General features: G+C 73.1%; 12 protein-coding genes. 3 read left to right on the top strand and 9 right to left on the bottom strand.

Annotated elements, in window-relative coordinates:
• Window positions 1–529 precede the first annotated feature (529 nt).
• Window positions 530–1,528, top strand: a complete 999-nt coding sequence (trpS, locus tag ACFVGS_RS35655) for a tryptophan--tRNA ligase (RefSeq protein ID WP_385696463.1) — start codon at window positions 530–532, stop codon at window positions 1,526–1,528.
• Here trpS and ACFVGS_RS35650 read toward each other — a convergent pair.
• The gene (locus tag ACFVGS_RS35650; protein WP_385696460.1) at window positions 1,495–2,505 is read right to left on the bottom strand and encodes a GlxA family transcriptional regulator; all 1,011 of its coding nucleotides are present in this window, start codon (window positions 2,503–2,505) and stop codon (window positions 1,495–1,497) included. The two genes, trpS and ACFVGS_RS35650, sit on opposite strands and share 34 nt — an antisense overlap.
• Before the next feature lie 99 nt (window positions 2,506–2,604).
• Between ACFVGS_RS35650 and ACFVGS_RS35645 the strand changes: the two genes are divergently transcribed.
• A complete protein-coding gene (locus tag ACFVGS_RS35645; protein ID WP_385696457.1) occupies window positions 2,605–3,183 on the top strand; it encodes a cysteine hydrolase family protein in 579 nt (192 codons plus the stop codon).
• A 27-nt stretch (window positions 3,184–3,210) separates the two neighbouring features.
• Here the strand turns inward: ACFVGS_RS35645 and proC are convergent, their stop codons facing one another.
• The 5 genes from proC to ACFVGS_RS35620 all read right to left on the bottom strand — a co-directional run bounded on the left by proC (window position 3,211) and on the right by ACFVGS_RS35620 (window position 6,737).
• Complete coding sequence (proC, locus tag ACFVGS_RS35640; RefSeq protein WP_384422136.1) at window positions 3,211–4,020, bottom strand: pyrroline-5-carboxylate reductase; 810 nt, start codon at window positions 4,018–4,020, stop codon at window positions 3,211–3,213.
• 120 nt (window positions 4,021–4,140) lie between these two features.
• A complete protein-coding gene (locus tag ACFVGS_RS35635; RefSeq protein ID WP_385696453.1) occupies window positions 4,141–4,878 on the bottom strand; it encodes an ABC transporter permease in 738 nt (245 codons plus the stop codon).
• Window positions 4,875–5,735 carry an ABC transporter ATP-binding protein gene (locus ACFVGS_RS35630; RefSeq protein ID WP_385696450.1) on the bottom strand — a complete coding sequence of 287 codons (861 nt, stop codon included), beginning with the start codon at window positions 5,733–5,735 and terminating at the stop codon, window positions 4,875–4,877. Before ACFVGS_RS35630 ends, ACFVGS_RS35635 begins: the two co-directional genes overlap by 4 nt.
• A gap of 90 nt (window positions 5,736–5,825) precedes the next feature.
• The gene (locus ACFVGS_RS35625) at window positions 5,826–6,332 is read right to left on the bottom strand and encodes a hypothetical protein (protein WP_384422140.1); all 507 of its coding nucleotides are present in this window, start codon (window positions 6,330–6,332) and stop codon (window positions 5,826–5,828) included.
• Window positions 6,333–6,368: 36 nt separating this feature from the next.
• The gene (locus ACFVGS_RS35620) at window positions 6,369–6,737 is read right to left on the bottom strand and encodes an SH3 domain-containing protein (protein ID WP_385696447.1); all 369 of its coding nucleotides are present in this window, start codon (window positions 6,735–6,737) and stop codon (window positions 6,369–6,371) included.
• Between the two features lie 171 nt (window positions 6,738–6,908).
• On the opposite strand from ACFVGS_RS35620, the gene ACFVGS_RS35615 reads away from it, so the two are divergent.
• The gene (locus ACFVGS_RS35615; protein WP_385696444.1) at window positions 6,909–9,191 is read left to right on the top strand and encodes a protein kinase; all 2,283 of its coding nucleotides are present in this window, start codon (window positions 6,909–6,911) and stop codon (window positions 9,189–9,191) included.
• Window positions 9,192–9,412: 221 nt separating this feature from the next.
• On the opposite strand, the gene ilvD is transcribed toward ACFVGS_RS35615, so the two are convergent.
• From ilvD to ACFVGS_RS35600, 3 genes are all read right to left on the bottom strand, one after another.
• Entirely contained in the window at window positions 9,413–11,266 is a 1,854-nt protein-coding gene (gene ilvD, locus ACFVGS_RS35610) for a dihydroxy-acid dehydratase (protein ID WP_385696441.1), read from the bottom strand.
• A gap of 105 nt (window positions 11,267–11,371) precedes the next feature.
• Window positions 11,372–12,103, bottom strand: a complete 732-nt coding sequence (locus ACFVGS_RS35605) for a TetR family transcriptional regulator (RefSeq protein WP_385696438.1) — start codon at window positions 12,101–12,103, stop codon at window positions 11,372–11,374.
• The gene (locus ACFVGS_RS35600) at window positions 12,100–12,924 is read right to left on the bottom strand and encodes a sugar phosphate isomerase/epimerase family protein (protein WP_384422150.1); all 825 of its coding nucleotides are present in this window, start codon (window positions 12,922–12,924) and stop codon (window positions 12,100–12,102) included. Before ACFVGS_RS35600 ends, ACFVGS_RS35605 begins: the two co-directional genes overlap by 4 nt.
• Window positions 12,925–12,987 lie beyond the last annotated feature (63 nt).

The following is a 12,987-nucleotide window of genomic DNA, read 5'->3' as shown; positions in this document are numbered from 1 at the left end:
GGGCCCTTCCGGCGTTTCCGACTCTATCAGATCCTTTCGGCGTCTGATTCCCAGTCAGAGGGGGTTGTCTTCCCGGCTGTTGGGCCGTTCCGACGAGTGAGACTTTAGCGGATTCCTTGGCCCCGACGCTAATCGGGGGCCGGCGTTCAAACCTTCGAACGCGGATTCCTCATTTCGCAAAAACGCACGGAAACACAGGACGGCACGACGAATCGACGCCGTCAGGCGTTGGTGGTTCTTGCGGAATGGCTGTCCGGGGCCGACCGGAGTCGGTGCTCACGTCGGACAACCCGGAGAACACTACGGATCGCGTAATCCCGTGTCAACCCCGGGCCTGGTGCGTACCCTGTGCGTATGACGACGCATGCGCACACCACCCAGTGGTGGGCCGCCTGACCGGCGGCCCGTACTCACGCATGCAGACAACGGCCGCCGCCTCGGCGGCCGTTCGCGTATCCCCCTCCGGGAGCCCGGCCGACGGGCCGGCGGTGCTCCGGCAGAGAGCCAGGAGAGAGGGAGGACGAACGCGATGAAGCGGATCTTCAGTGGGGTCAAGCCGACCGGGCACCTGACGCTGGGCAACTACCTCGGGGCCGTCCGGCGGTGGGTCGAGGTGGACCAGCACCAGGCGGACGCGCTGTTCTGCGTGGTGGACCTGCACGCGCTGACCGTGGAGCACGATCCGGCGCGGGTGACGCGGCTGAGCCGGCAGGCGGCGACGCTGCTGCTGGCCGCCGGCCTGGATCCGGAGCGGTGCACGGTGTTCGTGCAGAGCCACGTGGACGAGCACGCGCGGCTGTCGTACCTGATGGAGTGCGTGGCCACGGACGGCGAGATGCGGCGGATGATCCAGTACAAGGAGAAGAGCGCGCGGGCGCGGGCGGCCGGGCAGAGCGTGCGGTTGTCGCTGCTGACGTACCCGGCGCTGATGGCCGCGGACATCCTCGCGTACGGCGCGGACGAGGTGCCGGTGGGTGAGGACCAGACGCAGCACGTGGAGCTGACGCGGGACCTGGCCGTGCGCTTCAACCAGCGGTACGGGCATGTGTTCACGGTGCCGAAGGCGACGCACCCCGTGGTGGCGGCGCGGGTCATGGATCTGCAGGACCCGACGTCGAAGATGGGGAAGTCGCACGAGAACGGGTCCGGGATCGTCTATCTGCTCGACGACGCGGACGCCGTCCGGCGGAAGGTCATGCGGGCGGTGACGGACAGCGGGCGGGAGGTCGTGTACGACCGGGAGGCCAGTCCGGGGGTGGCGAACCTGCTCGATCTGCTGGCCGCCGCGACGGGTGGGAACCCGAACGAGCTTGCCGGTGTATACGAGTCGTACGGGGCGTTGAAGAAGGACACGGCGGAGGCGGTGGTGGAGCTGCTGCGGCCGGTGCGGGAGCGGCATGCCGAGCTCGCGGCGGATCAGGGGCACGTGGACAAGGTGCTGCGGCAGGGTGCCGAGCGGGCGCGGGGGATGGCGCGGCCGGTGGTGGACCGGGCCTATCGGGCGATCGGGCTGTTGCCGGCGGTCTGACGGAAGGCGGTGCGGTAGTCGCGCGGGCTGGTGGCGAGGTGCGAGGCGAAGTGCTGGCGCATGGTGACCTCGCTGCCGAAGCCCGCGCGGCGGGCCACTTCGGGGAGGGGATGGTCGGTGAGTTCGAGGAGTTTTCGGGCCGCGGCGACGCGCTGGGTGATGAGCCAGTGGAGGGGGCTGGTGCCGGTGGTGGCCTGGAAGTGCCGGGCGAAGGACCGGGGTGACATGCCGGCGTGGGCGGCGAGGCTCGCGACGGTGTGGGGCTGGTCGAGGTGGGCCAGGGCGTGGGCGCGGACGGCGGCGAGGGCGTCGGCGTCGCGGTCGGCGCATGGGGTGGGCTGTTCGATGAACTGGGCCTGGGTCCCGGTGCGGAAGGGGGCGGTGACCATGGAGCGGGCGATGGTGGCGGCGGTCTCGGCGCCGTGGGTGGTGCGGACGAGGTGGAGGCACAGGTCGATGCCGGCGGCGGTGCCGGCGGAGGTCCAGATACCGGTGTCCTCGACGAACAGCGCTTCGGGTTCGACCTTCACCTGGGGATAGCGCTCGGCGAGGGTCCGGGCGAGGTGCCAGTGGGTGACGGCGCGGCGGCCGTCGAGGAGTCCGGCCCGGGCGAGGACGAAGGCGCCCGCGCAGAGGGAGGCGACGGGGGTGCCGGCGGCGTGGGCGCGGCGCAGCGCGTCGAGGACGGGTGCGGGGATGTCGGCGTCGGGGTCCTCGATGCCGGGGACGAGGACGAGGTCGGTGGGGGTGAGGGTGTCGAGCCAGTCGAGGGGCCGGTCGGGGGTGAGGCTGAGGCCGCCGCGGATCGGGAGGGGGCTGTGGGGGTCGGCGGCGGGGCGGCGGAGGTCGAAGGGCGGGACGCCGCGGTGGGTGCGGTCGCTGCCCCAGACCTCGGTGATGACGGAGACGTCGAAGGCGCGGATGCCGGGGAAGGAGAGGAGGGCGATGCGCTGGGGGCTCGTGTGGTCTGCCGACATGGTTGGCAGTAAACCATCGATCGTGGGCTTTTCTGCCTCTGGGGCTGGTGGTCGTGCGGCGGCAGGATCGTCGGTATGGAGACCAGGGAGGTTACGGAGATGGACGAGAACGCGGCGCTGGTGGTCGTCGATGTGCAGAAGGGCTTCGACGACGAGGGCTTCTGGGGGCGTCGGGACAATCCGGAGGCCGAGGCGAACATCGCGGCGCTGATCGATCTGTGGCAGGGGACGGGCCGTCCGGTCGTGTTCGTGCGCCACGACTCGGTGCAGGTGGGGTCGCCGCTGCGGTCGGGTTCGGTGGGCAACGAGTTCAAGGACTTCGTCGCGGAGCGGCGGGGGAAGGGGGCGGGGCCGGAGCTGCTGGTCACGAAGAGCGTGAACTCGGCGTTCTACGGGGAGCCGGATCTGGACGCCTGGCTGAAGGGGAGCGGCATCGGGCAGATCGTGATCGTCGGGATCCAGACGAACATGTGCAACGAGACGACGGCCCGGATGGGCGGGAACCTCGGGTACGACGTGGTGTTCGTGATCGACGCGATGCACACGTTCGACCTGGCCGGGCCCTTCGGGTGGACGCGGAGCGCGGAGGAGCTGACCCGGGCGACGGCGGTGTCGCTGCACGGCGGGCGGTTCGCCCGGGTCGTCCGTACCGAGGAGGTGCTGAAGGCGGCGGGGTAGGCGCTGATCCGCCGGGCAGGCCCTGGGTCAGCCGTTGCCGGAGGCGAGCTCGCGGCTGCGGTCGCGGGCGGCCTCGAGGGCGGCGATGAGGGCGGCCCGTACGCCGTGGTTCTCCAGCTCGCGGATGGCGGAGATGGTGGTGCCGGCGGGGCTGGTGACGGCCTCGCGGAGCTTGACCGGGTGTTCGCCGCTGTCGCGGAGCATGACGGCGGCGCCGATCGCGGCCTGGACGATCAGGTCGTGGGCCTGGGCGCGGGGCAGGCCGAGGAGGATGCCGGCGTCGGTCATGGCTTCGACGAGGTAGTAGAAGTAGGCCGGGCCGGAGCCGGAGAGGGCGGTGGCGGCGTCCTGCTGGGACTCGGGGACGCGGAGGGTCTTGCCGACGCCGCCGAAGATCTCCTCGGCGTGGGCGAGGTGCTCGGGGGTGGCGTGGCTGCCCGCGGAGATCACCGACATGCCTTCGTCGACGAGGACGGGGGTGTTGGGCATGACGCGGACGACGGGGGTGCCGGCGGTGAGGCGCTCTTCGATGAAGGCGGTGGGGATGCCGGCGGCGGCGCTGACGACGAGGCGGTCGGCGGTGACGTGAGGGGCGAGTTCGTCGAGGAGCCGGCCCATGTCCTGGGGCTTCACGGCGAGGATGAGGGTGTCGGCGCGCTTGGCGGCGTCGGCGTTGCTGACGGTCTCGACGCCGTAGCGGGCGCGGAGTTCCTCGGCGCGTTCGGCGCGGCGGGCGGTGACGAGGAGGTGGGCGGGGCGCCAGCCGGCACGGATCATGCCGCTGAGGAGCGCCTCACCGATCTTGCCGGTGCCGAGGACTGCGACGGTCTGGGTCATGGGGTCTTTCACCTCGCCGGGATGGGCCTGCGCCTGTCCATGCGGACGGACGGCGTGTCCCTCCGCAGGGACATCCTTGCACCGAGGGCCTGGGCGGTGCGTTCCGTGTCCGAGGGGCGGTCAGGCGGTGCGGCGGCGGAGGGTGGCGGCGCCGAGGGCGAGGACGAGGACGGCGCAGCCGGCGACGACCAGGGCGTCGCGGAGGAAGTCGGCGGTGATGTCGGTGTGGCGGAGTACCTGGTTCATGCCGTCGACGGCGTACGACATGGGCAGGGCGTCGGAGACGGCTTCGAGGGCGGGGGCCATGCGGTCGCGCGGGGTGAACAGGCCGCACAGCAGGAGCTGGGGGAAGATCACGGCCGGCATGAACTGGACGGCCTGGAACTCGGAGGCGGCGAAGGCCGAGACGAACAGGCCGAGGGCGGTGCCGAGCAGGGCGTCGAGGAGAGCGACGAGGAGCAGCAGCCAGGGGCTGCCGATGACGTCGAGGCCGAGGAACCACAGGGCGAGGCCGGTGGCGAGGACCGACTGGACGACGGCGACCAGGCCGAAGGCGAGGGCGTAGCCGGCGATGAGGTCGGCCTTGCCGAGGGGCATGGCGAGGAGGCGTTCGAGGGTGCCGGAGGTGCGTTCGCGGAGGGTCGCGATGGAGGTCACCAGGAACATGGTGATGAGCGGGAAGATGCCGAGGAGCGAGGCGCCGATGTTGTCGAAGGTCTGCGGGCTTCCGTCGAAGACGTAGCGGAGCAGGACGAGCATCAGGCAGGGCACGAGGAGCATCAGGGCGATGGACCGCGGGTCGTGGCGGAGCTGGCGCAGGACCCGGGCGGCGGTGGCGAGGGTGCGGTCGAGGTTCACGGCTGCTCCTTGGTGACGGTGCCGGCCTGGGTCTGGCTCGGTGCCTGGGTATCGGCGTGGGCGCGGGCCGCGGCGGCGTCGACGAGGTGGAGGAAGGCGTCCTCGACGGTGGCGGTGTCGTTGCGGCGGCGCAGGGCCTCGGGGGTGTCCTCGGCGAGGAGTTCGCCCTCGCGCAGCAGGAGCAGCCGGTGGCAGCGCTCGGCCTCGTCCATGACGTGGCTGGAGACCAGGAGTGTGGTGCCCCGGTCGGCGGCGATGCGGTGGAAGAGGTCCCACAGGTCGCGGCGGAGGACGGGGTCGAGGCCGACGGTGGGTTCGTCGAGGACGAGGAGTTCGGGGGTGCCGAGGAGGGCGACGGCGAGCGAGACGCGGCTGCGCTGGCCGCCGGAGAGCCGGCCGGCGAGGGCGTCGGCGTGGGAGGTGAGGTCGACGTCGGCGATGGCCTGGGTGACGGCGGCGCGGCGTTCGTCGCGGTGGGCGCGGCCGGGCAGGAGGACGGCGGCGAAGTAGTCGAGGTTCTGGCGGACGGTGAGGTCGTCGTAGACGGACGGCGCCTGGGTGACGTAGCCGATGCGGGAGCGCAGGGCGGGGTCGCCGGCGGGGCGGCCGAGGACGTCGAGGGTGCCGGTGACCTTGGCCTGGGTGCCGACGATCGCGCGCATGAGGGTGGTCTTGCCGCAGCCGGAGGGGCCGAGGAGGCCGGTGATGCGGCCGCGGGGGACGGTGAAGTCGAGGGCGCGCAGGACGGTGCGGTCGCCGCGGACGACGGTGAGGGCGGTGGCGGTGACGGCCGCGCCGGTGGCCGGGGCGGCCTCGGGGCCGGCGGTGGGGCCGGCCTCACCGGTTTTATTCATCATGTGATGAATAGTGGGCCCATGGGTGCGACACGTCAAGGACCCCCGGACGATGTCCGGGGGTCCTGGAATGACTCGGGGTGGGGGCGAGCCCTAGCGCCTGGGCTTCTTGCGGCCCGACGGGTTGCCCGTACGGCTCGCGCGGCGCTTCTCGAAGCGCGTGACGGCCTCCTCGTACTCCGCGCGCAGGAGCCTCTCGCCGGGCGCCTCGGTGAGGCTGCGGACGAAGTAGGCGAGCAGCGAGCCGATGAAGCCGATGGCCTTCAGGCTGCGCAGGGCGTCCTCGCGGGCCGGGTCGGCGGGGCGCCGGACGAAGCCCTCCCACGTCTTGCGGAAGGCGATCGCGCTGCAGACCGCGAACATCACGACCACGAGCGTGTTGACGAAGCCGCCGACCTTCGCGATCTCCAGGCCCTGGTACGCGAAGCGCAGCACGAAGCAGCCCGCGACCGCGGCGAGGAGCGAGCCGACGGAGGCGCCGACGCGACGCAGGGTGTAGCCGTCGCGGTGGTCCACCCAGGTCGTGCCGAAGAAACGGAGCTCCTCGGGCTGCGGCCCGGCGGGGGTGGTGCCGGTCTTGCTCTGCTTTTCCTCGCTCACGGGATCGATTATCCCCGGCCGCGGACGCGGCCGCCGTCAGCCGCAGCGCCGGGTCACGTAGCCGTCACTGCCCGTCTTCACATACGCGTCGGAGACGAACTGCCCGGGGCCGATGTTGTCCCAGACGTTGGTGGTGCCGTAGGGGCCGGTGATCCACTCGCCCGGCGTCTGGCAGTAGATCTGCACCCAGGCGCCCAGCGTGAGCGTGCGGACGATCGGGTACTTCGTGCCCGGACCCGAGCGGACGTTCACCCGGTACCCGGGAGCGACCGGGTAGGCCGGGACCTCGCCGGCGGTGGTCGCGACGTCCTCCGCCGCCATGGTCGCGACGGCCTCCGTGCCGGCCGTACCCGCGGTGTCCGCGGTCCTTGCCGCCACGGTCGTCGACTCGTTCTCGCTGCCCATTGCCACTCCCCCGTCCGGTGCGCGCGAGCGCCTGCCAGAAGCACTGCGGAGAAATTCACCCTCCGCGACGCGCAGGCTAGCAAGCCCCGCCGACTTCGGCCCCACCATGGACTAGGCTCCGTGCGTCGCGCAGGCGCGCGGACACGACGGGGAACCACACGGGGGTCGGCGATGCCGCCGTTGCGCAGGACCGGTGCCGACCGGGAAGCGGAAGAGCCCGACTACGCGGGCGAGTACCGGCTCCAGGCCGTCCTCGGCGCCGGCGGCATGGGCGTCGTCCACCTCGCCACCTCCGCCTCCGGGCTGCGGCTCGCGGTCAAGGTGGTGCACGAACAGTACGCGGAGGACCCCGAGTTCAGGGCCCGCTTCCGCCAGGAGGTGGCCGCCGCGCGGCGGGTCAGCGGCGCGTTCACCGCACCCGTCGTGGACGCCGATCCCGACGCCGAACGCCCCTGGATGGCCACCCTCTACGTCCCCGGCCCCACCCTCGCCGACCAGGTGAAGCGGAGCGGTCCGCTGTCCCCCGCCGAGCTGCGCCGGCTCACCGCCGGACTCGCGGAGGCGCTGCGCGACATCCACCGGGCGGGCGTCGTGCACCGCGACCTCAAGCCCAGCAACGTGCTGCTCACCGACTCGGGTCCGAAGGTCATCGACTTCGGGATCTCCCGGCCCGTGGACAGCGACCTCCACACGGAGACGGGGAAGTTGATCGGCTCGCCGCCGTTCATGGCGCCCGAGCAGTTCCAGCGGCCCAAGGAGGTCGGACCCGCCGCCGACGTCTTCGCGCTCGGCTCGGTGCTCGTGCACGCGGCGACCGGGCACGGCCCCTTCGACTCCGACAGCCCGTACATCGTCGCGTACCAAGTGGTGCACGACGACCCGGACCTGACGGGCGTTCCGGAGGAGCTGGCGCCGCTGGTGGCCCGCTGCCTGGCGAAGGAACCGGCCGAGCGGCCGACGCCCGCCGAGATCATGGCGGCGCTGCTGCCGCCCTCGTACGAGGCGACCGCGTTCATACCCGCGCAGCGGCGGTCGCCCGCCGGCGGGTCCGGCGCGGGCGCCGTGCGCGAGATGCCGGCGCCGACCGGGGCGTGGGACGCGGACACTCCCGTACGGGCCGAGGTGCCGCGCGCCGGACGTGGCGGGCGCAGGCAGCGCGGTGAGCAGAAGCAGCGGGGCGGACGCGAGCGACCCGACCGGCGCGGCGGACAGGGCCGGCGCGGCAGGCGGGTGCCGATCGCGCTCGGCGTGCTGCTCGCCGTCGCGGCGGGCGGGACCGTCGCCGTCCTCGCGGCGCGGGACGCGCGGCCGTCGGCCGCCTCGCCGCACCCGGCGCAGGCCGCCACGTCCTTCACCGGCTGGCAGACCGCGCTCGGCACGGCGGGCGGAGGCTCCGCCGCGCCCGCCGCCCCCGCCTGCGCGTTCGCGGAAGGCGCCCTCTACTGCTCGGCGCCGGGCATCGACGCCGCCCGCCTGGACGCCGCGACCGGACGGGTCGTCTGGTCACGGCCCGCCGGGAGCGGCGCCGGCGCGGGCGGAGGCGACGCGGACGGTACGGAGCGGCCGACGGCCCCCGTCGTGCTGCCCGGCGGCACCGTGGCCGTCACCGGCGCCACCGGCGAGCTGCGGACCTACGCGGCGAAGGACGGCACTCCCGGCTGGCGGACCCGGCCGGCCGCCGCCGAGCGCAACCGGCCGGCCGGTGCCGTGGTCGTCCTCAGCGGCGGCTCGCGGCAGCTGCGCGCGGTCGACGGCGCCACCGGCCGCCAGGTGTGGCGGCACGCGCTGCCCGGCCACAGCGCGCCGCAGCTCGGCCCGTACGACACCGCCGCCGGTCTGCTCACCGTGTACGAGCCGAGCGCCGACGGCACGCACACGGTGCTCAGCGCGGTACGGCCGGCCACCGGCACGGTCGCCTGGCAGCACCGTCTGAAGGGCAACCTGGTGCCCGTCGCGCACGGCTCGGACGGGGCGCTCGTCCTGGCCGCGACCTACCGCGAGATCCGGACCGAGGCCCTGGTCCACTACGACCCCGACCGGCGCGAGGCACGGCGCGTCCCGCTCCCGTACCGCGTCGCGAGCCCGTCGATCGCCGTGCGCGGCTCCACCGCGTACCTCCTCGACGCGCTCGGCCGGCTGACCGCCGTCGACCTCTCCGCCGCGCCCTCGGCGGGCCGGGTCCGCTGGGAGCTGGAGACCGGCAGCGGCAACGTCTCGGCCCTCACGCCCGGGCCCGGGGAGCGGCTCTACCTCTCCGCCTCCGACGGCCGCCTCATCGCCGTCGAAACCGCGCGCGGCTCCCTCCTCGCCCAGACCGCGCCGCGCCTGTCGGCGGGCCGCCTCGGCTACGTCACCTCCGTCCCGGCCCCGGTCGCCGCCGGTGAGCGCGTCTACGGGACGGCCCCGGACGGCTCCGTCTTCGCGGTGGACGGGAGCACGCCGGACAGCTGGTGAGTGCCGGGGAGAGCCGGCGAGGGCCAGGGAAAGGCGGCGAGTGCCAGGGCCACGGCGGCGAGGGCCAGGGAAAGGGCGAGGGCCAGGGCCACCGCGGACACGCGAAACGGCGGTGCGGAAACCCTCTCGGGTCCGCACCGCCGCCTTTCGTCCGCCGTCCGTCCGGACCGGGAAGCCCGGCCCGGTGGGCCGGCCCGGGAAGCCGGCCGGCCCGGAAGCCGTCAGCCCAGCTTCGTCACGTCGCGCACCGCGCCCTTGTCCGCGCTCGTGGCCATCGCCGCGTACGCCCGCAGCGCCGCCGAGACCTTGCGGTCGCGGTTCTTCGGCGCGTAGACGCCGCCGAGCGCCTCGCGGCGGGCGGCGAGGGTCTCCTCGTCGACGAGGAGGTCGATCGAGCGGGACGGGATGTCGATGCGGATGCGGTCGCCGTCCTCGACGAGGGCGATCGTGCCGCCCGAGGCGGCCTCCGGGGAGGCGTGGCCGATGGACAGGCCCGAGGTGCCTCCGGAGAAGCGGCCGTCGGTGATCAGGGCGCAGGTCTTGCCGAGGCCCCGGCCCTTGAGGAAGGACGTCGGGTAGAGCATCTCCTGCATGCCGGGGCCGCCCTTGGGGCCCTCGTAGCGGATGACGACCACGTCGCCGTCCTTGACCTGCTTGTTGAGGATCTTCTCGACGGCCTCCTCCTGCGACTCGCAGACGACCGCCGGGCCCTCGAAGGTCCAGATCGACTCGTCGACGCCGGCGGTCTTCACGACGCAGCCGTCGACGGCGATGTTGCCGCGGAGCACCGCCAGGCCGCCGTCCTTGGAGTAGGCGTGCTCGGCGGAGCGGATGCAGCCGGCCGCCGCGTCCAGGTCGAGCGTGTCCCACCGCTCGGACTGGGAGAAGGCCTCCGAGGAGCGGACGCAGCCGGGGGCCGCGTGCCACAGCTCGACGGCCTCCTCGGACGGGGAACCGCCGCGCACGTCCCAGTTCTTCAGCCAGTCCGCGAGGGAGGGGCTGTGGACGGCGTGGACGTCCTCGTTGAGCAGACCGGCGCGGTGCAGCTCGCCCAGGATGGCGGGGATGCCGCCGGCGCGGTGCACGTCCTCCATGTAGTACGTGCCGCGCGGCGCGACGTTCGGGGCGACCTTGGCCAGGCAGGGCACGCGGCGCGAGACCTCGTCCATGTCGCTCAGGCCGTAGTCGAGCTCGGCCTCCTGCGCGGCGGCGAGCAGGTGCAGGATCGTGTTGGTGGAGCCGCCCATGGCGATGTCGAGGGCCATGGCGTTCTCGAAGGCGGCCTTCGTGGCGATGTTGCGCGGCAGGACGGAGGCGTCGTCCTCGTCGTAGTAGCGCCGGGTGATGTCGACGACCGTGCGGGCGGCGTTCTCGTACAGCGCGCGCCGGGCGGTGTGGGTGGCGAGGACGGAGCCGTTGCCGGGGAGGGAGAGGCCGATGGCCTCGGTCAGGCAGTTCATCGAGTTGGCGGTGAACATGCCGGAACAGGACCCGCAGGTCGGGCAGGCGTTCTCCTCGATGCGGAGGATGTCCTCGTCGGAGACCTTGTCGTTGACGGCCTCGGAGATCGCGTCGACCAGGTCGAGCGTGCGGACCGTGCCGTCGACGAGCGTCGCGCGGCCGGACTCCATGGGGCCGCCGGAGACGAAGACGGTCGGGATGTTGAGGCGCAGGGCGGCCATCAGCATGCCGGGGGTGATCTTGTCGCAGTTGGAGATGCAGATCAGGGCGTCGGCGCAGTGCGCCTCGACCATGTACTCCACGCTGTCGGCGATCAGGTCGCGGGACGGCAGGGAGTAGAGCATGCCGCCGTGGCCCATCGCGATGCCGTCGTCGACGGCGATCGTGTTGAACTCACGGGCGATGCCGCCGGCCGCCGTGATCGCCTCGGAGACGATCCGGCCCACGGGCTGGAGGTGGGTGTGGCCGGGGACGAACTCGGTGAAGGAGTTCGCCACGGCGATGATCGGCTTCCGCCCGATGTCCGCGCCCGGTACACCGGAGGCGCGCATAAGGGCGCGGGCGCCCGCCATGTTGCGGCCGTGGGTGACTGTGCGGGACCTCAGCTCGGGCATCGTCGCTCGCTCCTCGTGATGGGTGTGTCTGGAGTCGAGCGTACGCTTCGACTCCAAGATCTGGACAAGGGTGTCCGCATGGCGGACGGTCGGCTCGCCCTTCGGTCAAGGCCGGGTCAGGTAGCGCTGCAGGGTCGGCGCCACCTGGGCCACGATCTCCTCGGGGTCCGCCGAGGCCAGCGGCTCCACCTGGATCACATACCGCAGGATCGCGATCCCGATCATGTGCGAGGCGGCCAGCTCCGCCCGGAACTTCGGCTCCGGTACGTCGAGGTCGGCGGCGATCCGCTCCAGGAGGCGCCGCAGCACGAATCCGCGCAGCACCTTGGCCGCCGCCTCGTGCGTCAGCGCGGAACGGATGATCGCGAGCAGCGGGGCCCGGGTCGCCGGGTTCTCCCAGACGCCGATGAAGAAGCGCGCGAGCCGCTCGCCGATGGCCTCGCGCGGGCCGCCGATGATGGCCGGGACGACGGCCGTGGGCTCGAAGGACACCTCGATCGCCGCGGCGAAGACCTCGTCCTTCGTACCGAAGTAGTGGTGCACGAGCGCCGCGTCCACGCCCGCCGCCTTCGCGATGCCGCGCATCGAGGTCTTGTCGTAGCCGCGCTCGGCGAACTGCTCGCGCGCCGCCTCGAGGATCCGCTCGCGCGCGCCCGGTCCGCTCTCCTCGGCGGCGGTACGGGAGGGACGGCCGCGCCGCCGGGCGGCCTTGCCGCCCGCGCCGGTTCCGTCGCCCGCGCCGCCGGCCTTCTCGCCCGAGCCCGCGCCGGCGCCCGCGTTCGCTCCCCCGCCCGCGCCGGCCTCCTCGCCCGCGCCTCCGCTCGCCCCTTCGCTCACGCGCGCGTGCCCCGCGAGGCGGCGGCCAGGTGGAGCCGGGTGAAGGCGAGGGCCTCGGCGAGGTCGGCCTCGCGTTCGGCGGAGGACATCGCGCGCCGGGTGTTGACCTCGATGACGACGTGGCCGTCGTAGCCGTTCAGGGCCAGTCGCTCCAGGAGCTCGGCACACGGCTGGTTGCCGCGGCCCGGCACCAGGTGCTCGTCCTTCGCGGAACCGCGCCCGTCGGCGAGGTGGACGTGGCCGAGCCGGTCGCCCATGCGGTCGACCATGGCGAGGGTGTCGGTACGGGCGGTCGCGGTGTGCGACAGGTCCAGGGTGTAGTGGCGGTAGTCGTCCTTGGTGACGTCCCACTCGGGCGCGTACGCGAGCATCTCGCGGTCCTTGTACCGCCACGGGTACATGTTCTCGACGGCGAAGCGGACGTCCGTCTCGTCGGCCATCCGCCAGATGCCGGTGACGAAGTCCCGCGCGTACTGCCGCTGCCAGCGGAACGGCGGGTGCACGACCACCGTCGACGCGCCCAGCTTCTCCGCGGCGGCCTGGGCCCGCTGGAGCTTGACCCACGGGTCGGTGGACCAGACCCGCTGGGTGATGAGCAGACACGGCGCGTGCACGGCGAGGATCGGCACCTGGTGGTAGTCCGACAGGCGGCGCAGCGCCTCGATGTCCTGGCTGACCGGATCGGTCCACACCATGATCTCGACACCGTCGTAGCCGAGGCGCGCGGCGACCTCGAAGGCCGTCGCCGTCGACTCCGGATAGACCGAGGCCGTCGACAGGGCGACCTTCGCATCCGGGACGCGCACCGCTGGTTCTGCCACGGAGACAGGGTACGGGGCGGGCCGGGCGCCCGGAGGGTGGTTCCGGTCACCCCGGAGCCACCC

It is taken from the genome of Streptomyces sp. NPDC127114 (genome assembly GCF_042677525.1).
GTDB lineage: Bacteria > Actinomycetota > Actinomycetes > Streptomycetales > Streptomycetaceae > Streptomyces.
This window is presented reverse-complemented; position numbering and strand designations above follow the sequence as displayed.

Excerpts from the sequence above, each read along its gene's own strand:
- trpS (WP_385696463.1), top strand. The coding sequence starts at position 530 with ATGAAGCGGATCTTCAGTGGGGTCAAGCCGACCGGGCACCTGACGCTG.
- ACFVGS_RS35650 (WP_385696460.1), bottom strand. The coding sequence starts at position 2,505 with ATGTCGGCAGACCACACGAGCCCCCAGCGCATCGCCCTCCTCTCCTTC.
- ACFVGS_RS35645 (WP_385696457.1), top strand. The coding sequence starts at position 2,605 with ATGGACGAGAACGCGGCGCTGGTGGTCGTCGATGTGCAGAAGGGCTTC.
- proC (WP_384422136.1), bottom strand. The coding sequence starts at position 4,020 with ATGACCCAGACCGTCGCAGTCCTCGGCACCGGCAAGATCGGTGAGGCG.
- ACFVGS_RS35630 (WP_385696450.1), bottom strand. The coding sequence starts at position 5,735 with ATGATGAATAAAACCGGTGAGGCCGGCCCCACCGCCGGCCCCGAGGCC.
- ACFVGS_RS35620 (WP_385696447.1), bottom strand. The coding sequence starts at position 6,737 with ATGGGCAGCGAGAACGAGTCGACGACCGTGGCGGCAAGGACCGCGGAC.
- ACFVGS_RS35615 (WP_385696444.1), top strand. The coding sequence starts at position 6,909 with ATGCCGCCGTTGCGCAGGACCGGTGCCGACCGGGAAGCGGAAGAGCCC.
- ilvD (WP_385696441.1), bottom strand. The coding sequence starts at position 11,266 with ATGCCCGAGCTGAGGTCCCGCACAGTCACCCACGGCCGCAACATGGCG.